Consider the following 20181-nt stretch of genomic DNA (forward strand, 5'->3'; position numbering starts at 1 on the left):
ATACTCATCATCAATGCATCACAATATCGATCTTTTGTGATCGTTTTCATCAAGCTTGGTGATATATGCGTGCCCCCACGTTAGACCTAACCCTGCTACGCACCCTGGTGGCGATTGCGGACACTGGGAGTGTGACCGCAGCTGCTAAACGGTTGGCGTATACCCAGTCCACTGTGAGCATGCAGCTCCAGCGGTTAGAAGCGCAGCTCTCGCTCACGCTGCACGAGCGGGAAGGGCGGCGAATACGCTTTACCTCAGAAGGTGAACGCTTGCTTAACCACGCCCGACGGCTATTAGCACTTAACGATGACGCGTGGAGCGATATGCAGGCGCGCCAGGTGACAGGCGATCTTACCCTCGGCATTCCTGAAGATTACGCTTCGTTGCTACCTTCGGTGTTTGCCTACTTTCATCAGCTCTACCCCGCCGTGGGGTTAAAGGTGATCTGCGGCACTAGCGCGCATCTCGTTGAGCAGGTTAAAGCTAAAGAGTTGGATCTAGCCCTGGTGACCCGGCAGCGCAACTCGCCGGGCGGCGATGTGATTCGCCGGGAACCGCTGTTGTGGGCAGTCGGTATGAACCAGCAGCCGCTGCTAAGCGACCCGTTGCCGTTGGCGCTCTACTCACCGGGGGCTGACGTATTCCGTGAAGTGGCCGAGCAGGCGCTGCAATCGGCGGGGCGCAGCTGGCGCGTGGCCTATACCAGCCAATCCATGGCGGGGCTGGCGCCAATTGTGACCGCTGGGCTGGCCATCGTGGTGGTGACTCGCAGCATGCTAACCCCTGCACTGAGACCGCTGGATGAGAGCAGTGGGCTGCCTGCGCTGCCGATGATTGAGTTGGCGCTGCACCGGGCGCCGCACCGACCTTCGGAGCCTGCGCGCCGTTTGGCAGAGTTAATACGCGATCAGCTGGCAGTGCCCGAACAAGCGTTATAAAGTGGCTTTTGAGACCAAGTAGAGCCTAGGTAATGCTTAGCGTTGATGGCCGTGTAGTGCTTTAATCAGCGTAAGGGAGCGTTACTGACTAGAATGAAGAGCAAATGAATTGGCTGTTAGGAGCACTGCATGCACGAACTGGATCACTATATCTACCCGCATCGGGTGTTGCACTGGCTGGTGGCTGGCGCGGTGCTGCTCTCCTTGGCCAGCGGTTTAACGTTAGGCTTTTTGGGCTATGAACGCACTCTCGCTCTAGTCGGCAATATGTTGACGAACTTGCTGTATACCAGCCATAAGACGCTGGGTGTGCTGATACTATTGCTAATGACGCTACGTATTATTACCCGCCTGGCCTTTGTGGTGCCTGACCATGAACCGCCTCTAAATGCCTTCGAGAGGGTGGTGAGTACCAGCGTTCACCATTTGCTCTACTTGGCGTTGGTCGTTATGCCTTTATTGGGCTGGGCGGCTACCGCAAGCGGCGGCTTTCCCGTGGAGTTTTTCCACTGGCATTTACCCGGTCTGATTGGCGAGCGCGAGCAACTATCTGAACAACTCTTTATGTGGCATGGGCGCCTGGGGTGGGCCATTTTAGGTTTGGTGGTACTGCACGTTGCCGGTGCCATGTTCCATTGGAAAATCAAACGCGATAACGTTATGAAACGTATGAGCCTGTTTGATTAATGACCAAGGTTAATACCTAACTCGCCGAGCCGTAGCGATAGAACTCTACCGCTTGGCGTGATTTGACAGCGTACATATGGCTATCGGCTTCACGCAGTAAACTCTCAAGAGTGGCACCCTCTGTTCCCTGGCAAGTGCTTACCCCAATGCTCACGCTAACACTAACTCGCTCGCCGCAGGGGAGTTTTATGGGTGAGCGAATGGCTTCGTCGATACGTGCCTGTATATTCTCAAGCGTATCGTGAGGTTCGATGTTCTCCATGATAATAATAAACTCATCACCACCAAAGCGTGCACAGTGGTCACCGGTACGCGCCATATGGGCAATACGTTTGGCAATTTGTTGTAAGACAAAATCACCTGCCTCATGGCCGTAGCAGTCGTTAATGGGTTTGAAACGATCCAGATCAAGCATCAGGAGCGCCAAGCGATGGCCGTTTTGACGATTACGCTCCAGAGCTTCTGCGGCGCAGCGCGCCAGGCCATGGCGATTTAATAAACCGGTCAGCATATCGCCGTTGGCTAAATGCTCTAGCGCTTTAGTTCGGGCAGCGACTTTTTGTTCCAGCACGGCTTCCTGCTTTTTTAGCGCAGCTAGCATAGCGGCTTGAGCGCGCTCTTTTTGCCGTTTAAGTTTGTTAAAGCGTGATGCCAGTGCAAACGAAAGCAGTAACATTTCTAGCGCCGAGCCAATTTGAATGCCGTGTAGGGTAATAAAATTAGCCGGCAGTATGCCCAGGTTGCGGAGTGTAAAGACACCTGCACCCAGCAGAAATATCGACCACGCAAACACGAAGAGTCTAGCGCTGGGTATGCGTCGAAAGCTGCAGTAGCTGCCGCATATCAGGAGCAGTAAGGCGGCCATAAACCCCGTCACATCCATTAGGTGGAGGGCCGCAGGAATGGGCAGCAGCAGCGAGGCAATGACGGCGAGCCAACAGTAGCTGCGAAAGGTGTTTAATACCTGGTGCCAGCGTGGGCAATATGTCTCTGTGTTTAGGAAGCTCTGCGCAAACAGTGTGGCCATGGTAGAGGCAAAGGTGAAACCGAGCGCCACCAAGCGAGACGTGTTCTCACCCAGAAAACTCCAAAACATGAGTGTGCCAATGCCGTTAAACGCCAGAATGGCAAGTCCAAAGCCTGCGACAAATAGCGAGTAGTGAAGAAATATGCGCTCTTTTAAGCCGAAAAATAGCAGTAAGTTATATAACCCCATCGCCAGCAGCATGCCAAAGTAGGTCGCCAGCCAAAAATTATGACGATCATTTTGGGTATAAAACACTTCTGGCGTTAATAAGTTGTAGCTCAGCATCTTGCTGCCTGAGGCAGCCACATGGGTATACAGCGTGACGGTTTCAAAGGCGGCCAGCTCCAATGGAAAAACTGCCTGACGGTGGGCAAGCGCACGCTGTTCAACGGGAACCGCGCTGCCGCTTCGTTGCACACTGCTTAGCTGTTGGCGAAGCGTATAAAGGGTAACGTAATCCAAGAACGGGTATTCAAACTCCACCATCCAACGCTGGGGTTCCGACGAATCATTGCGCACCTGAGTGCGCAGCCACACATCACCACGGGTATAGCCGAAATTTAAATCTTGGGCTTGGTGCGTGGGTGTAAAAGTACGCGATTGGGCGAGCAAATCGTTAAGCGTTACAGACTGTTCGTCGGCGTGCCAGAACTCGTTATAAGGGGCAAGTGAATAGCTCGCCTGGCTTGGCGATGCGGATAGGAGAGTATTTGCCTGCGCCCAGGGCATAAAACAAACCGCAAGCAGCAGCAATAAGCCGGTGTAAACACCCGCTGTTAAACGTTGTGCATGCATAGGGTATCGCTTTTTTCGTTTTTTTACCCCGTTCGCTGTTCCCTGGGTTCCCTTACCCGCCGGGGGCCGCTAATTCGTCGGCATAGCGCTCAGATGCGGTTTGCATGCCACCCCGCTCAAAAGCAGCTCAAATTTCCTTGTGCCGTACGATAAGCTCTTTGAGTGTAGTTGGCTTTGGTGAAAGGAAACGTTGAAAACTCTCATGCTTAAGTCATAGCACGACTTAAATGTTGCGTAAGTCGTTGAATGAGTTGCCCGCTGTGGCGCCAAAAATGCCAGTACAAGGGCACTGCTAAAAAATGACCGGGAGCAACACTGGCTAGTTGGCCACTGGCCATTAATTCGCCGACCTGCAACTGAGGCATCATGCCGTAACCGACCCCGGCTGTGGCTAAGCGCACAAACCCTTCTGAAGATGGGCAGAGGTGATAAGGAAAGTGGCCGTGGTAGCCGCACTGAGCAAGAAAGCGATGCTGCAACTGATCGTGAGGGCCGAAGACGATGGCTGGCGCGGATTGAAAGCTCTCTTTGCAAGGGCCTTCTGGAAAGTAGCGTTCGATATAAGCCGGTGTCGCCAAAGGGTGGTAGCGCATTTCTCCCAGCGCAACACTGCGTGCACCGGCTATCGGTTGTGGTGTGGCGCACAGGCAGGCCGCTACATCGCCATCGCGCAAGCGCTTGAGTCCGACATCCTGGTCTTCAATCACCAAATCCAGCAGTAAACCCTCCTCTTGGCAGATCGTGGCAACGGCCTCGGCCCACCAAGTGACCAAGCTATCCGCATTGATAGCAATCCGCAGACGCGGCGCCTGGTCATCCAGCGTGGGTAGGGAGCCGCGGAGATCGCGCTCTAATAGCTGTACTTGCTGGTAATGGGTCAACAGCCGCTGACCCGCAGGGGTCGGCGCTAGATGAGGAGAGCGTATAAGCACCGGCTGCCCAAGGCGAACCTCCAGTGCCTTAATGCGCTGGGAGACAGCTGACTGCGAAAGCCCCAGTACATCGCCTGCGCGCTCAAAACCGTCGCACTCCACCACGATTGCCAAGGCATGAAGCAGTTTATAATCCAGCATGTCGGTTTTCCCAAGGCAGCAAAAAGTGACACAGAGCAAAAAATGGTGATGAAACGGCGTAGTGCTCTCTATTTAAGATCAAATAGGATTGAATCTCATAGGCCAATGAATTACATTTCAGGCAGGGCTAGAGCACCAAAACCCTCTCGGGTTGCCTAGCACTTTATGTGAGTAGTTTCTGTAATGCCACAGCCTAAAGGACACTGTAATGCCCGCCATCATGCTCCGTCGCCCTCTTGCTGGCATCGTTGCGCTTAGCGCGCTGATGCCTTTTGCCCCAGTTGCTGTCGACACTGCTGCTGCTGACGGCACCGTTAGCGCTGACGCCGTGGTTAAACACTACGCCGATCTGGCTCATGCCAATTACGCCGATGCACTGAATGCTGCCCAAGCATTGAACGAGCGTATCGACGAATTGCTCGCCAATCCCACGGCCGAAACCCTGAGCGCAGCCAAGCAAGCCTGGCTGCAGGCGCGGGTGCCTTATCAGCAGAGCGAAGTGTTTCGTTTCGGTAATGCGGTGGTGGACAACTGGGAAGGGCAGCTAAACGCCTGGCCCCTTGATGAGGGCATGATCGATTATGTCGAGGGCGATGACTACCAATATGAGCTGGGCAACGAAGGTGCCACTGCCAATATCATTGCCAACGAGCAAATCACTGTCGGCGGCGAAACTCTGGACGTTAGCGATATTACCCCAGAATTACTCGCCGACCTGAATGAAATCGGCGGCTCGGAGGCTAACGTCGCCAGCGGCTATCACGCCATCGAGTTTCTGCTCTGGGGGCAGGATCTGCATGGCTTTGAGGAAGGCAACGGCGAACGACCGGTGAGTGATTACCAAACCGGCGATGACTGCACTCATGGCCCCTGCGATCGCCGCCGCAGCTATCTGGACGCAGTGTCTGACCTGCTCGTTGACGACCTTGAGTGGATGGTGGCCCAGTGGGCGCCGGAAACCGAGGGTAACTATCGCCAGGAACTGCTCGCCGAGAGCGATCAGGAGGGCCTGCGTCGTATGCTGTTCGGTATGGGCTCGCTCTCCCTGGGTGAGCTGGCAGGTGAGCGCTTAAAGGTCGCCCTTGAAGCCAACTCTTTTGAGGATGAGCACGACTGCTTCAGCGACAATACCCACAACTCCCACTACTACAACGGCCAGGGTGTTCAGAATATCTACACCGGCAGCTATCAGCGCCTTGATGGCAGTGTGGTAGAGGGGCCTTCGCTGCAAGACTTACTGTCTCAAGCAGATAGCGAGCTAGCCGACACCCTTGGTGCGCAGCTTGAAGCCACCATGGCGAGGCTTGATGCTATCAAGCAGGCGGCTGAAGCGGAAAGCTCGCCGATGGCATTCGATATGATGATTGCGCCGGGTAACGAGCAGGGCAGTGAATTGATCAACGAGGCGATTCTCTCCCTGGTGGCGCAAACAGGGTCTATCGAACAGGCCGCAGGTGAACTGGGCGTGACCTCCCTACAGCCTGATGATGCCGGTCACCGGTTCTAGAGCGGACTAGCGTCTACCATGAGCCGCCGATAGTGTTGCTATCGCGCGGCTCTGTTGGTTTTGTCAGTATCTTCCTTCTCAAGGTATCACCATGTACCGCTTACCCCGGTTTATTGTCCTAGCCAAGTGGGTGCCCAGCACATTAGCCCACAGCAGTTTCTTACTGTTCTTGTTGGCCGTGCCCTTGCAGGCAGCCGAATCACCTATACAAAATGCGCCACCTAGCCAAGATTATCCCATTCAAACGACGCCCATGAGTGGTGGCGATGGCTCGGTGGAGCAGTTTGACCATAACGCCTATTCGCTGCCGTTGGGTAATATGTCGATGACCAAGCGGCTGGATTTCAGCGTCGGTAACAGCTTCTTTCGCAACCCTTGGGTGGCGGCGCCCGCCAGCACCGAGGCCCGGGATGGCCTGGGGCCGCTGCTCAATACCAATAGCTGCCAGGGGTGCCACCTTAAAGATGGTCGGGGGCACCCACCCACCGGCGACGAAAACCCCATCGCGCTGTTTCTGCGCCTCTCGCTACCCGCAAGCCAAGCGGATCCAGAAACACTGAAGCAGCGGGGGGCGCTTCCGGTACCTAACTACGGTTTGCAGCTCCAAACCGCGGCGATTAGCTGTGCCAAGCCCGAGGCCAAGCTGGTGATTGAGTATCGTCCTCGGGAAGTGAGTTTCACCGATGGCACCCGCGTCACCTTGCAGGAACCGCTCTACTCGATTGTCGAGCCCGCTTATGGAGAGCTGCCGGAGTCACTGCAAACCTCGCCACGGCTGGCACCGCCAATGATTGGCCTGGGCCTGCTAGAAGCGATTCCTGAAGCTGACCTTATCGCTGCCGCAGACCCTGCAGACGACGATGGCGACGGAATTTCCGGCCGCTACAACCAAGTGTGGGATGTGCGCAGTGGCACCACGGTGCTAGGGCGTTTCGGCTGGAAAGCCGGAGAGCCCAGCATTGAGCAGCAGGGCCTGCATGCCTTCGCCGGGGATATGGGGCTGACCTCCAGTCTGGTGCCACAAACCGACTGCATGGAGAGCCAGGGGTGCGATGATTTTCCTAACGGTGGCACGCCTGAGGTCAGCGATGACGTGGCCGACTTCGTGACCTTCTACGCCTCCAGCTTGGCGGTACCGATGCGACGCAATATGGATGACTCAGCGGTGAAACAGGGCGCTGAGAGATTTAACGCGCTCGGCTGCGCGAGCTGCCATACGCCGCGCCATCGCACCGCTGCGGATACTGCCCGTCCGGCGCTAGCCAATCAGGAAATATGGCCCTATAGCGACCTACTGCTCCACGATCTGGGCGATGCCCTGGCTGATCATCGCAGCGAGTTCCAGGCCGATGGCCGAGAATGGCGCACCCCGCCGCTGTGGGGCATCGGCTTGGCGCAAACGGTTAACCCCCGGGCTGGTTTTCTCCACGATGGTCGCGCCCGCACTCTGGAAGAGGCGATACTCTGGCACGGTGGCGAGGCAGAAAGCGCCACCCAGGGCTATCGCGCATTGCCCGCCGACCATCGAGCGGAACTTATACGTTTCCTTGAATCCCTGTAAGTCATTACTGTTAAGGAGTTAACGTGATCGCATCTCTTCGCCGCCTGAGTTTGCTGGCTTGCGCGCTACTCGCGACGCCGCTCTCTTTTGCTACGGACACCCCTACGCCGCGGGAAATGTGGCACGGCGCGGTGGAACTTCAGTATGCTGAGCTGAGCGCCGCCTCCGAGCGCCTGGAAGCTAGCGCCGCACGCTTTTGCCAGAGCCCCGACGAAGCTCTCAGGCAGCGGCTGGAAAATGACTGGCTGAGCGCCTATCAAGCTTGGCAGGCGGTGCGTTTTATTCAGTTCGGCCCGGTCGAGCAGAATAGCCGAGGCTGGCAACTGCAATTCTGGCCAGACCGTAAAAACCTGGTGGGCAGCAAGGTGCGCGGCTGGCTGAAGGCAGCCGAAGCCCCGGATGCCCAAGATATCGCCAGTGACAGCGTGGCGATTCAAGGCTTTCCCGCCCTTGAATACTTGCTTTATGACGACGCCATGGACGAACAGGCCCTGAGCGACCCTGGAGCCTGCTCGCTGATGCAGGCCATCACCACGCATCTTGCTGATACCACAAGCGCGCTGCATCGCGACTGGCAGGCCTTTGGCGAGCACTATCTTGAGACTCCTGACTACACGGAGACCACGCTGGCGAGCGCCATCCAGGCTCTCGAAATACTCGAAGATAAACGGCTCGGTGAGCCCATGGGCCTTAAAGGCGCACCCGCCAACGGCTACTTGGCGGAAGCGTGGCGAAGCGGACAAACGGTTCGATTGGTAGAGAGCAGCCTGGAGGGTCTGCGTACCGGCTTTTTGCCGGGGCTCACCGCGCTGTTGCGCGAGGCCGATGCACTGCCGCTTGCCGAGGCGTTTCGTGACCAGTTGGATAAGACACTCGTTCAGGTCAGCGAATTGCCACCGGGCTTGGTGCCTTCCCTTGAAGACGAAGAGGCGTTTCGCGGTCTTCAGTCGCTCTACCTCGACATCAGCCAGCTACGCCATCTGCTGGGTAACGAGATCGCTGGTGAACTGGGGCTGGTGCGAGGCTTTAACTCCAGCGATGGGGATTGAGCCATGCATCGACGGCAGTTACTCAAAGTGGGGTTGGGAAGCTTCGCCATGGCGCTGACCCCGCTGAGCTGGGCACTGCCCGCCCGGGAAGAGACCGCTTGGCTGTATAGCGCGGTGGATGATCCCAGCGGGGCGCATTGCATCGCCGGGGTAGCGCTGGATGGTCAGACCCGCTTTATGATCGAAGTGCCGGAGCGCTGCCATGGCGGCTGTTTACGGCCCGATTCCCGCCAGGCGATATTGTTTGCACGCCGTCCCGGTACACGGATGCATGTGATCGATGGCGCCAGCCGTCAATTAGCTCACACCATTGCAGCCGGGGAGGGATACCACTTCTATGGTCATGGCGTGTTCGATCTAAGCGGGCGCTATCTGTATGTCACCGCCAATCGTTTGGAGGACAGCGCCGGGCTAGTGCGTGTTTACGACGCTGTCAACGGCTACGCCCATGTGCGCGATATGCCGCTGGGTGGTATCGGGCCTCATGAGCTTAGGCTGATGCCGGATGGTGACACACTGGTGATTGGTTTGGGGGGCATTCAGACTCATCCTGACTATGGTCGGGTTAAGCTCAACCTGGACACCATGGCACCCGCGCTGATGCTGCTGGATCGCTACAGCGGCGAGATACTGGCCCGTCACGCACCTTCGCACCACCAGCTCAGCTGCCGTCATCTGGATGTAGCGGCGGACGGTACAGTGATCGCTGGCTACCAGTTTGAAGGCCCCGAGTGGGAGGCCCACCCGCTGATCTGCCGCCTGGATGCCCAGGGACACTTTTCTGAACTGTCGCTAGCCGATGAAGTCACCGCCAGTCTGAAGCACTACACTGCCAGCGTGGCGTTTAGCCGTGTTTCTGGCAATGCCCTGGTGACTGCCCCTCGCGGCAACCGGGTACTGCTGCTGGATGCCGCGCAAGGCAAGCTTGTTGCCAGCCTAGCGCTACCCGACGCCGCCGGCGCCCGCTGCGACGGCAACGGCGGCTTTCTGGTCTCCTCCGGCCAGGGCGGGCTCTACCGAGTAACGCCTGGCTCGGCAACACCCCAACTGGTCGCCAGTCTGGAACTCCGCTGGGATAACCATCTGACATAGCCCTTCGGAATCGCCCTTAGGAATAGCTCTTAGGAATAGCCCTTCGGAATCGTCCTTAGGAATAGCTCTTAGGAATAGCTCTTAGGAATAGCCCTTAGGAATAGCCCTTAGGAATAGCGTTCCGGTTCAGACTACTCTTTGTCAGGCCTCTGTCACTGCTCGTTTGCCACCCAATATGAATGACGTCTTCTTGGTGAGAGGCGCTGCTGTTAGACTTCAGCGCTCTTTACAGGAAGGCAAGGAGCTCCATGGAACTGCTGCGCTTAGTATTTCATCACTACCGCTGGCCCTTTTTAGGCGCCATTGCTTTGAGCCTATTGAGCGCTGGCTTAGGGGTCGGGGTGATTGCGTTTATCAATCAGCGGCTTATCGAAGTAGGCAGTATGGCGGCGCTGCCGCAATTTCTCGGCCTGCTGGTGGTGCTCCTGGCGGTCACACTCAGTACGCAATTAGCGCTGACCGTGCTGGGGCACCACTTTGTGTTTGACCTACGCTCGCGGCTGGTGAAGCGGATTCTCGACACCGATATTGAGCGGTTGGAGCAGTTGGGCAACGCCACCTTGCTTGCCAGTTTGTCCAGCGATGTGCGTAACATCACCATTGGTTTTGTGCGCCTGCCGGAGCTGATTCAGGGCGTGGTGCTAACGCTCGCCTCGGTGGCCTATTTGGCATGGCTGTCGCCACAAATGGTGGTGATCACGGTGCTGTGGATCGCGTTCACCATGGGCGTGGGGTGGGTGTTGGTGTCGCGGGTGTATCGCCATTTTCGCCTCGTGCGTGAAAGCGAAGACAGTCTGTATAAAGATTTCCAGGCGGCCATTGAAGGGCGCAAAGAACTGGCGCTCAACCGCGACCGTGCCCGGCGCTTTTATGACGAGCGCTATACCGCCAATGCCCGTGACTATCGTCATCATATCATCCGCGCCGATACCTACCATTTAAGCGCTAACAACTGGTCTAACATTATGATGTTGGGTGCCATCGGGGTGGTGTTTTTCCTCTCTAATGGATTGGGCTGGGCGAATACCACGGTGGCTTCCACCTTCGCGCTGACGCTGCTGTTCCTGCGTACGCCGCTGATTCAGGCGGTGGGCGCTTGGCCAACGCTGATCAGTGCCCAGGTCGCTTTTGATAAATTGAGCAGCCTGGAGCTAGCCGAGTACCAGTCAAGCTTTGCCGTCGACGATACGCTGGCCGACTGGCAGCGTCTGGAGCTAGAGGAGGTCACTTACCACTACCCAGACACTGCTCAAGGCGAGGGCTTCCAGGTGGGGCCACTCAATATGACCCTAGAGCGCGGTGAGCAGGTGTTTCTGATCGGCGGCAACGGCAGCGGTAAGTCGACTCTGGCAAGATTGCTCTCGGGGTTATACCGCCCCCAAAGCGGCACTATTAAGATTGATGGCGAGGTGGTCACTGCTGCTCAGTGGGAAGCGTTCCGCGCTCGCTTTGCCAGCGTGTTTACCGATTTTCATCAGTTTGATCAGACCATGGGCCCTGAAGGCCTGCCTGCTGACCCAGAGGTCGTTGATACCTGGCTTGAGCGATTGCAGATGCAGCACAAATTGCAGTGGGAGGGTGATCGTGTCATCAACACCCAGCTCTCCCAAGGGCAGCGTAAGCGCCTGGCACTGCTACTAGCGATTGCCGAAAAGCGCGATATCTTGCTGCTCGACGAGTGGGCGGCGGATCAAGACCCGCAGTTCCGCCGGCTGTTCTACCGCGAGCTGTTACCGCACTTAAAAGCGATGGGTAAAACCGTGTTTGCTATCAGTCATGACGACAGCTACTTCGTCCACGCTGATCGGTTGCTGGAGATGTCGAAGGGGCAGCTTAGCGAGCTGAAAGGCGAGCAGCGTGCGCGGGCAAGCGAAGATGCTGTTGCGCAAATTAATATCTAAACCGTGTTAAAAATAGCTCACGTTTTAACGGGCGACCTGTTTGGCCCGCTTTCGCGCTTCCAGGTCGCAGCCCTCTAGCGGGCAGGTGCCGCAGGTATCAAACTCATCCAGTAAATAGCGCAGGCAGCAAAGCTTGCGCACCCGCTTAACTTCCTTACTACCCTTGGGCGTAAAGTAACGCACCGGCTGAAACAGCGGGTTGCGCTTGCCGTTGGGCAGGTTGCGCGCTTCTAGCAACGCCTTGGCGGCCTCAAACGCCTGCCTATTGGCAAGCGGGTGCTCGCCCAGCGCGTTGACGTAAAAGTCCAGGTAGCCACCGGCATTGCTCCAGAACACCCGCTGTGCAGCGCCGGAGATAGCCGCTAATTGCTCAATCAACGGTGCCCAGTGCTGCTCAATCAGGGTAGCAAAACGCTCAAACGGATCTTGCGTGGTTATCGGCGTGCCTTCGTGGGGTAACCACAGCCGCGAGGTGGCGCCCTTGTTGTTAAAGATAACCTGCATGTCGTCCAGCCCCACCGGCAGGTCACGGTTAAGCAGCAAGTTGGCTGTCAGTGTGGGAACGGTTAGCGCACTCAAGTGCCACTTCGACCAGATCGATACCACTGCCCGCTGGTCTCCGTCTGGGTACTGTTCAGTGAAACGGGAGAGGTCCTTTTTGAGCCAATCGGCATTCCGCCAACGGGCTGTTTTGAACGCTTCCAGCGGTGGCGTTCCACCTATTAACGGCGGCGTAAAGTTCGCCAACGGCCCGGTGTAGCAGGCGGCCAACGAAGGCTCGAACAGTTGTGGCTGACGCAGAGCAGAGGGCATCGCGGGCTCCATCACAGGGCTTTAACACAAGGTTTTGACACAGCACACAGGTAAAATATGGCATTCAGCTTAATCGATAATGCGTATCAGTTGAAGCGTTTGATTGCGAATGAGTGCTTTTAAAAGTGTCTGACCTCGGAGAATAGCGCTATTGAGCCACGGCGATATTGTGCTCTCCGTTGGGGTGCTTCATGATCTGCATCGGTAAGCCATAAATAGCCTCTAAGGTGCTGCCGCACATCAAATTATCCGGGCTGCCATGGGCCAGCAAGCGACCGCTGTGCAGCGCCATTAGCTCGTCGCAGTAGCGCGAGGCCATGTTGATATCGTGCAGTACAATAATGACTCCAAGATTTAGCTCATCGCACAGCTTACGGATCAGCGCCAGCACTTCGATTTGGTGGGCGATATCCAGCGCCGCTAGCGGCTCATCCAACAGCAGGAATCGGCTGCCCTGGGCGAGTAGCATCGCCAGCCATACCCTTTGGCGTTCACCACCAGAGAGCGTGTCGACCAAGCGGTCGGCAAAGGACTCTGTGTGGGTCAGGGCAATGGCGCGATCAATGGCATCTTTGTCTTTCTGGGTATGGCGGCCCAGCAGCCCGTGCCATGGGTAGCGGCCAAAGGCGACTAGCTCGCGTCCGGTAAGACTTTCTGCACTTGGTAAATGCTGGGGCAGGTAAGCCACCTGACGAGCGAACTCACGATTTCCCCAGTCACTCAGCGGGCGCTGATCAAAGTGAATCTCCCCCTGGCTTACCGGCTGCTGCTGGGCCATGAGCTTGATTAGCGTCGACTTGCCCGAGCCGTTATGGCCAATCAGGCCATAAACCTTGCCCTCATGAAAGCTGTGGTCAATGGGATTTAAAATCTGCTTACCATTGATTTCAAAGGTGGCGCCTTTGACCTCGAACATGAATGACTCCTGGCGATAGGGTTGATGATAATGCCTCCATTCTAGTGCTAATGGTTCTCATTTTTAACAAAAAAATGAAAAGATTTACGTGATAGATGGCAAACGCCGCTTGGGGAAAGCAGGTAGGGGGTAGTAGGTCTGCATCAGCTAGCCTCCGCTTGAGTGGCTAACCGATGTGATTAAAAGGTGGCGTTGATCGTTTATCAACAGGCATTTAAGCATGCCAGCAATTGGCTATGCCGCTCAGGGTGCGCCGCAAGTAAACTGTTCCATTGAGCGGGATGCGGCTCGCCAGTGAGATCCGTGACGGTGTAGCCCGCTTCTCGGGCAATCACAATACCGGCGGCGATATCCCAAAAGTCGAGCTTAGCGCCTTGAGACCAAAAAGCATCAAACCGGCCCAGGCTGGTGTAGGCGATCTCCAGCGCCGCCGATCCTGGGCTGCGGATACCGGCCACCTGGGGCATTAGAGCAGCGAGTTGATCTAGGGCCGTCGTACAGTCGCCTTTAGCGTGGTAGGGCAGGCAGGTGCTTATAAGCATCTCGTTCAGTGGGCGAGGTTCAGGCGTAGTGAGCGGCGTGTCGTTGAGGAAGACGCCGGTGCCAAGGCTGGCCCAAAGCATTTCATCAAGCAGCGGTTGATAGACAACGCCGATGATCAGCTCATCGCCCTTAGTAACCGCGATGGAGACTGAGAAGTGAGGTACCCCATGCAAAAAGTTGCTGGTGCCATCGAGAGGGTCAATGATGACGGTATAGTCACTATCGGTGGGTGTAAGCCCGCTCTCTTCACCTAGGAAAGCGATATCGGGAAAGGCGCTATTGATACAGTCGATAATGATGTTCTCTGCGGCCGTATCGTAGTAGCTGACAAAGTCTGACGCCCCCTTTTGCTCAAAGGCGATTCTGCCCTTTAGCGAATATCCCTCGCGTAACAGCGCACCTGCCTCGTACGCCGCCTGCTTCACCGTTTCGAGTAGGTCGTTACTGCTATCGAGCATTGTATTTCCCCTGGGCATTCATCGTGCCTTAGTGAATGGCAAAAACTGTATGCATTCAATGTAACTAGCCATTCATGACGCGGAGATGACAGTGGCGGATAGATTGGTAGCTAAGCCAAGGTCTCCACCTCAAACGCCACAATTTGGCGCTCAACGCTGGAAAACTCCACGCCGATCAGGTGGATGGGCTTGCCCGAACCGCGGTGCTTATCGGCATAGCCTTTATGTTTGATCTGCTCCAGCGCTTTACCTTCCGGCAGTTGTTCCACCACTTTGAACTCAAACAGGTAGATATACCCACCAAAGTCCACGCTCATATCCACCTTGCCGTGGTGGCTGGCGTCTTCCACGGTTACATCCAGCCCCAAGGCCGCAAAGTGGCTGTAAAAGACACTGGCATAATGCCCTTCGTATTTGGCGATGGGGTTGTTGCGGTACAAGTCATGGGGGAGTCCGGCGTAGAGCGCCTTTAAGTGAGCTTCCAACGCAGCAAGGTCATGGCGCTGAAAAGTGTCAAATAACGCCAGTTGGTAGGTTTGCGCATCGCTTGTGTTAATACCCAATACTGGCAGCAATAAATCGTTAAGGCTGCTTTCTACCTCCCTGTTCGGAAAGCCCAGCGTATAGAGGCGATAACCCAGCATGGGTTCCTGCACGTCTTTAATGGTGATGTAGCCGGTTTGGAACAGCAGCCCTTCGGTGGTGATATCGTCGACATCAAAGCGGCCGAGCAACTGTGCTTTTGCCTGCAAGGTCTCCAATCGAGGGGTAAACACCCCGCGTTGTTTGAGAATATCGACCAAAAACGTTGGCGTCGCGGACTCAAACCAGTACGGGCCGAATTCTTGCTCTTGGAACAGCAATAGTACATCGAAGGGATTGTAGACAGAGGTAACCTCACGACCACCCCAGCGATAGCCGTTATACCACTGTTTGATTTCCTGACGGTCTAACCCAGAAAGTTCAGGTTCAAATACGGTATCGATATCGTCATCGGTATAACCACACAAGGTTGCATAGTCGGGCGAAAGGGTAATATCGCGGAGATTGTTCAAGCCCGAAAACAGGCTGACCTTGCTGAATTTGGACACACCGGTAAGCAGCACGAAGTGCAGGTGCGGGTCGGCGTCTTTCAGCACGCTGTAAAGGTTCTTCAAACCCTCGCGCAGTTCCCGGGCGCGCTCCGGTACCAGGATATTGTCCAGAATCGGCTTGTCGTATTCGTCAATCAGAATGACCACCCGCTGACCACTCTTCTGGTGGGCGGCGCGAATGAGGGCAGAAAATTCACCCGGTATATCGGTTTTATGGTGGTGGGTAATGCCGAGTTGCTCACGTTGAACGCGTAGCTGCTCACGGATACGCTCATCCAGCCCTTCACGGCCCTGCATCACGCCATCGGCAAAGCTAATACGAATCACCGGGTAGCGCTGTTGCCAGTCCCACTTGTCGTGGAGATACAGCCCTTCGAACAGCGCCTGGCGACCTTCAAACAGGCAACGCAGGGTGTCCAGCAACAGGCTTTTGCCGAAGCGGCGTGGCCGCGAAAGGAAGTAGTATTTGTTCTGGTTAACCAAACGCTCAATGTGCGGTGTCTTATCGACGTAGTAATAGTTCCCTTCGCGGATATCCGAGAACGTCTGAATCCCGATGGGTAGCTTACGGCGGTGGGCATCCGTCACGGTGGGTCTCCAGAGCAAGAAACAGCGATGCGAGCAGCAGTAGTTTAGCATGCTCAGGGGCTGAAATGCCTAGCCACGAGTCGTCAGCGCGCCGAGTGTTGTTCGCAGCTAAGGTAAAGGCGTTGGTGGCAACGAAGTAACAAGGGCTGGAGGGAGACGAGAAACATCTCATGAAGTAGTGCTGCCAACAAGCATATCGTTATAAAAAGTGAGTTAGCTCTCACCAGTTGACTTGTCAGGCTCTAACGCAAATAATAATTATTGCCATTTATTCCGTGGTGTTAATCAAGGCAGGAGGCCGAGCTGTGGATACCCAGACCTGGAGCGCTGAGTTAGAAGATATCTTCGTTAATCAGCGGCCCCGGCTCTGCTGTGTCGCCGCAAGAGTATTGGGCAATGCTGATCAAGCCGATGATGTCGTGCAGGACGCCTATCTAAAAATTTCGGAAGCAACCACGCTTTTTGAGGTGAAGCAGCCCATATCTTACGTGTCACGTGTGGTGCGCAACCTCGCCATTGACCGCTGCCGCCGTTCGGCGTTTGAGTCAACTTTGTTTGCAAAAGAAGAGGAAGGGGAGGCCGCCTCTTACGCGTCACACTCTCCAGAGGTGATCGCGATTGACCGCCAGGCCTTGGCACAGGTGGTGGACGCGCTGGACGAGCTGCCCGAGCGTACGCGTCGCGCTTTTGAGCTCTATCGTTCGGGAAGTCATACGCAGCGGGAAGTGGCCCACTTGTTAGGTATTTCCACCACGTTAGTTAATTTTATGATTCGCGATGCATTGACTCATTGCCGCCAGTCGCTACAAGGCCAGACGTTGCCAGATCGGTAAGCCCACGTTCCGTCCCTTCTTTGTTGTCGCTTTGTTACACTGTCAGCAAATAGCGTTGATAATATTACACGCTTCCCGAGACAGGTGTTCAGCAGGCAGCAGTAGCGAGGTTTGACAGTAACGATGGATAACGACAGCGGCGATGATGCCGTTTGGCAAACGGCGCTAGACTGGCTGATGCGCGAGCATGAAGAGACGTTGAGCGACGCTGATCGCGAGGCGCTTCATGCGTGGTTAGCGGCTTCTTCTCAGCACCGCCGTGTATTTCGTGAAGCCGAACAGCTATGGCTGCTAACGGGGATGATTCCAAGTGGTGATGAGCGCAACTGATCAGTCACTGTTTTTTTTACTCTCCTCCTTCGGTTGTCAGGCTAACTAAATGGTCGCGAGCTAAAGCTGCCTCCTACTGGTGCAATTCTTAGTCTGGCAAAGGTAATTCTATGCCTACGCCCTAGCGGCCCCTCCCCTTATTTTTTCTATTTTCCTACCCCAACATTAAATTTTCTGACGCCTCACTCGTCATTGAGTAATGAGAAGTAATTGCGTTTTATTTCTCATTCCTTTGGCAACGATGAGGTTAGTCCCATGACAAGCTGTTTTGATCGTGAAGATGGTGTCTTCCGCGTATTAGTCAACCACGAAGAGCAGTACTCCCTCTGGCCAGAATGGAAAGCGATTCCCGCTGGCTGGACCGATACCGGCGTACTCGGCGATAAGCCAACCTGCCTCGACTACGTCGAAAAGACCTGGACTGATATGCGGCCACTCTCGCTGCGCCAGTGGATGGATGAGCAGGCTAACGCTGAGGCGGAGCAGGTGGATGCAGGTTAAGCGTTTAAGACTGCTCTGCCTGCCCTGTGCCGGGGCTAGCGCCACCATGTATCTGCGCTGGAAGCGTCAGTTGCCCGCCTGGATCGAGGTATATCCCGTCGAGCTGCCTGGGCGTGGTGAGCGCCTGGGTGAGTCGCTCATCGATGACTTCGAGTCCCAGGTCGTGCGGCTGTGCGAAGAGCAAGCAACGCGGATGCGCGGCGACTTTGCCCTGTTCGGTCACAGCATGGGGGCGTTGTTGGCCTACGGCATGGCAGCTCGCTTGCGCGATGTAGGGCGACCTCAGCCGCGGATGCTGTTCGCCTCAGGCAGCGCGGCGCCCTCAATGCGCGACTCAGACCGCTTGGCGGGCCTTGATAACGACAAGGCCCTGATTGCGGATCTACGCCAGCAGGGCGGCACCCCAGAGGAAGTGTTCGAAAGCCCGGAACTGCTGCGCCTCACTCTTGATGTGTTGGCGGCGGACTATCGCCTCTGCCGCAGTTTCCGCTATCGCGGCGGGTCGCCGTTTGGTTATCCCTTACAGGTACTCGCAGGGCGCGATGACGATATCGAAAGAGAGCGTTTAGAAGCGTGGCAGCGAGAAGCGGGCGGGGCGTTCTCGTTGGACTGGTTCGAAGGAGGGCACTTCTTTATTCGCCAGCAGCAAGCACAAGTGCTGGAGACTATCGAACGGGCGCTAACTCGACGGCTTGAGGAGGTGCCCCATGCAGCGCCTGCAGTTAGCTGAAGGGGCCCCTGAGGGGCTTGAAGTCTGGCGCTTATCGCTCGGTCTAAACGCCCCGGTGGCTGACGAAGATGATCGGTTGCTGAGTCGAGCCGAGTGGCAGCGCGCCCAGCGGCTTCGCCGTCATGCCGATGTCGTACGCGCCGTGGCGACTCGCGCGGCCCTACGGCGACTGCTATCAGCGCACACCGGTATAGCGCCAGAAAAGTTGGTGTTCACTCAGAACGCTTACGGCAAACCAGCGTTGGAAAACGCTGATGGGCCTGCTTTCAATGTCTCCCACTCTGGCCATGTCGCCCTGATCGCGCTTGCTCCCGGCGGCGCGGTGGGAGTCGATATTGAGCGCTGCCGACCCGAGGCCGAACTGGCGCCGCTGCAAGGGCTGGTGCTATCGCCGAGTGAGCAGCTCGGCCACGCACGCGACGGCATCGCACTGCCCTTTATGGAGCGCTGGGTGGTTAAAGAGGCGGTGCTCAAAGCCTTGGGCCTGGGCATCGCTGATCATTTGCAGGCGCTCTCGATCACTTCCTCTTTAGGGTCGCCAGGCACCTATCACCTTGAGCACTCGCTTCCCATTTCATCACCTTTGCAAGCATGGCCGCTGCCAGCGCCGAGTGGCTATGCCGCTGCCCTGGGCTATGTCGACAAAAGCTATGTCGACTCGGACTGCACCTGCTATGCCCATAGCGCTCAGGGCGAACGCTACTCAACGAATTTTTAGGAGATCAATAATGGACAGCCAAAGCGCAACACCAACGCAACAAACCAACACCATATCCAAACGTCAGGGGCCTGCTGATTCGGAGCTGCCCATTATGATTTCTCCCTCCTATCCAGGGCAGCCGCTGCTGGAAGCCTTTGGCGATTTGCGTGCTGATATTGAGACGTTGGTGGCCAGAGTCGGCGGGGTGTTGCTAAGAGGCTTCGATGTTCCCTCCGTGGACGATTTTCAGCAGTTTGCTGCCGCCTTTGGTCATCCTCTGCTGAGCTATGAGTTCGCTTCTACGCCACGCTCAGCGGTTTCGTCAGGCATTTATACCTCCACCGAATACCCCGCCCATCAACATATTCCCCTCCACAATGAGCAGGCCTACACCCGCGAGTGGCCGATGAAAATCTGGTTCCACTGTGTCACCGCTTCCCCCGAAGGGGGAGAGACGCCGATAGCCGATAGCCGCGCTATTTACCGCCGTATGCCAGTAGAGATTCGTGAGCGCTTTGCTCCAGGCATTCTCTACGTACGCAACTACGGTGATTTCGATATGCCTTGGCAAAAGGTGTTTAACACCGAAGACCGCGCTGAAGTGGAGGCATTCTGCCAGCGCGCGGGTATTCGCTGTGAGTGGAAGCCCGATGGCGACCTGCGTACCACCCAACTGTGCCAAAGCATAGAGACTCACCCTGTCACCGGTGAGCAGGTGTGGTTCAACCAAGGCCATCTTTTCCATGTCTCCAACCTGCAGCCAGAAGTACGAGAGTCGCTGGAAGAGCTGCTTGACCCCGAAGACATGCCGCGCAACGTCTTCTTTGCCGATGGTAGCCCCATCGACGATGCCATCTTCGATGAGATCCGCGGCGTACTGGCCGACGAAACGGTGATGTTCCCCTGGCAGGCAGGCGATGTGCTAATGCTCGACAACATGCTGGTCGCCCATGCACGCACGCCGTTCAAAGGGCCGCGCAAAGTCGTCGTCGCCATGGCGGAAGGTCACGGCAACCTCTCCAAAGACTGAATACAACGGCTCAAT

Annotated in this window: 19 protein-coding genes; 13 read left to right on the top strand and 6 right to left on the bottom strand. The window is 56.2% G+C overall.

The annotated features are described in order from the left end of the window. The first annotated feature begins 65 nt into the window (after nucleotides 1-65). The gene (locus RO22_RS04565; protein ID WP_009286891.1) at nucleotides 66-938 is read left to right on the top strand and encodes a LysR substrate-binding domain-containing protein; all 873 of its coding nucleotides are present in this window, start codon (nucleotides 66-68) and stop codon (nucleotides 936-938) included. 129 nt (nucleotides 939-1067) lie between these two features. Further along, nucleotides 1068-1625, top strand: a complete 558-nt coding sequence (locus RO22_RS04570) for a cytochrome b (RefSeq protein WP_009286892.1) — start codon at nucleotides 1068-1070, stop codon at nucleotides 1623-1625. Between the two features lie 16 nt (nucleotides 1626-1641). Here RO22_RS04570 and RO22_RS04575 read toward each other — a convergent pair whose 3' ends face one another. After that, on the bottom strand, nucleotides 1642-3447 hold the full coding sequence (locus RO22_RS04575) for a diguanylate cyclase (RefSeq protein ID WP_027957196.1): 1806 nt from the start codon (nucleotides 3445-3447) through the stop codon (nucleotides 1642-1644). A 206-nt stretch (nucleotides 3448-3653) separates the two neighbouring features. Next, complete coding sequence (locus RO22_RS04580; protein WP_027957195.1) at nucleotides 3654-4520, bottom strand: LysR family transcriptional regulator ArgP; 867 nt, start codon at nucleotides 4518-4520, stop codon at nucleotides 3654-3656. A gap of 208 nt (nucleotides 4521-4728) precedes the next feature. Between RO22_RS04580 and RO22_RS04585 the strand changes: the two genes are divergently transcribed. The 5 genes from RO22_RS04585 (at nucleotide 4729) to RO22_RS04605 (ending at nucleotide 11630) form a co-directional block, all read left to right on the top strand. Continuing rightward, entirely contained in the window at nucleotides 4729-6027 is a 1299-nt protein-coding gene (locus RO22_RS04585) for an imelysin family protein (RefSeq protein WP_200890220.1), read from the top strand. A 91-nt stretch (nucleotides 6028-6118) separates the two neighbouring features. Further along, complete coding sequence (locus RO22_RS04590; protein WP_084625242.1) at nucleotides 6119-7588, top strand: di-heme oxidoredictase family protein; 1470 nt, start codon at nucleotides 6119-6121, stop codon at nucleotides 7586-7588. A gap of 23 nt (nucleotides 7589-7611) precedes the next feature. Continuing rightward, complete coding sequence (locus RO22_RS04595) at nucleotides 7612-8637, top strand: imelysin family protein (RefSeq protein ID WP_041157712.1); 1026 nt, start codon at nucleotides 7612-7614, stop codon at nucleotides 8635-8637. A 3-nt stretch (nucleotides 8638-8640) separates the two neighbouring features. Next, nucleotides 8641-9729: a DUF1513 domain-containing protein gene (locus RO22_RS04600; RefSeq protein WP_041157713.1), complete on the top strand. Its 1089-nt coding sequence runs from the start codon at nucleotides 8641-8643 to the stop codon at nucleotides 9727-9729. A gap of 248 nt (nucleotides 9730-9977) precedes the next feature. After that, a complete protein-coding gene (locus tag RO22_RS04605; RefSeq protein WP_041157714.1) occupies nucleotides 9978-11630 on the top strand; it encodes a multidrug ABC transporter permease/ATP-binding protein in 1653 nt (550 codons plus the stop codon). Between the two features lie 24 nt (nucleotides 11631-11654). Here RO22_RS04605 and fhuF read toward each other — a convergent pair whose 3' ends face one another. From fhuF to RO22_RS04625, 4 genes are all read right to left on the bottom strand, one after another. After that, nucleotides 11655-12443: a siderophore-iron reductase FhuF gene (gene fhuF / locus RO22_RS04610; RefSeq protein ID WP_041157715.1), complete on the bottom strand. Its 789-nt coding sequence runs from the start codon at nucleotides 12441-12443 to the stop codon at nucleotides 11655-11657. 148 nt (nucleotides 12444-12591) lie between these two features. Beyond that, on the bottom strand, nucleotides 12592-13359 hold the full coding sequence (locus RO22_RS04615; RefSeq protein ID WP_041157716.1) for an ATP-binding cassette domain-containing protein: 768 nt from the start codon (nucleotides 13357-13359) through the stop codon (nucleotides 12592-12594). Between the two features lie 203 nt (nucleotides 13360-13562). Further along, nucleotides 13563-14360, bottom strand: coding sequence for an inositol monophosphatase family protein (locus tag RO22_RS04620; RefSeq protein WP_041157717.1), 798 nt, complete (start codon nucleotides 14358-14360; stop codon nucleotides 13563-13565). A 110-nt stretch (nucleotides 14361-14470) separates the two neighbouring features. Beyond that, a complete protein-coding gene (locus tag RO22_RS04625; protein ID WP_084625243.1) occupies nucleotides 14471-16093 on the bottom strand; it encodes an ATP-binding protein in 1623 nt (540 codons plus the stop codon). A 254-nt stretch (nucleotides 16094-16347) separates the two neighbouring features. Here RO22_RS04625 and RO22_RS04630 point away from each other — a divergent pair, with 254 nt between their 5' ends. The 6 genes from RO22_RS04630 (at nucleotide 16348) to RO22_RS04655 (ending at nucleotide 20166) form a co-directional block, all read left to right on the top strand. Then, nucleotides 16348-16875 carry an RNA polymerase factor sigma-70 gene (locus RO22_RS04630; RefSeq protein WP_041157719.1) on the top strand — a complete coding sequence of 176 codons (528 nt, stop codon included), beginning with the start codon at nucleotides 16348-16350 and terminating at the stop codon, nucleotides 16873-16875. Between the two features lie 111 nt (nucleotides 16876-16986). Next, on the top strand, nucleotides 16987-17205 hold the full coding sequence (locus RO22_RS04635) for a FecR/PupR family sigma factor regulator (RefSeq protein ID WP_230804654.1): 219 nt from the start codon (nucleotides 16987-16989) through the stop codon (nucleotides 17203-17205). Nucleotides 17206-17460: 255 nt separating this feature from the next. Further along, entirely contained in the window at nucleotides 17461-17706 is a 246-nt protein-coding gene (locus tag RO22_RS04640; RefSeq protein WP_022522944.1) for an MbtH family protein, read from the top strand. Next, complete coding sequence (locus tag RO22_RS04645; RefSeq protein ID WP_039858929.1) at nucleotides 17696-18436, top strand: thioesterase II family protein; 741 nt, start codon at nucleotides 17696-17698, stop codon at nucleotides 18434-18436. Before RO22_RS04640 ends, RO22_RS04645 begins: the two co-directional genes overlap by 11 nt. Beyond that, on the top strand, nucleotides 18414-19154 hold the full coding sequence (locus RO22_RS04650) for a 4'-phosphopantetheinyl transferase family protein (RefSeq protein ID WP_052475521.1): 741 nt from the start codon (nucleotides 18414-18416) through the stop codon (nucleotides 19152-19154). The genes RO22_RS04645 and RO22_RS04650 overlap by 23 nt, the downstream gene beginning before the upstream one ends. Before the next feature lie 10 nt (nucleotides 19155-19164). Further along, a complete protein-coding gene (locus RO22_RS04655) occupies nucleotides 19165-20166 on the top strand; it encodes a TauD/TfdA family dioxygenase (protein WP_052475522.1) in 1002 nt (333 codons plus the stop codon). The last annotated feature ends 15 nt before the right edge of the window (nucleotides 20167-20181 follow it).

It is taken from the genome of Halomonas sp. KHS3 (assembly GCF_000830495.1).
Classification (GTDB): Bacteria; Pseudomonadota; Gammaproteobacteria; order Pseudomonadales; family Halomonadaceae; genus Vreelandella; species Vreelandella titanicae.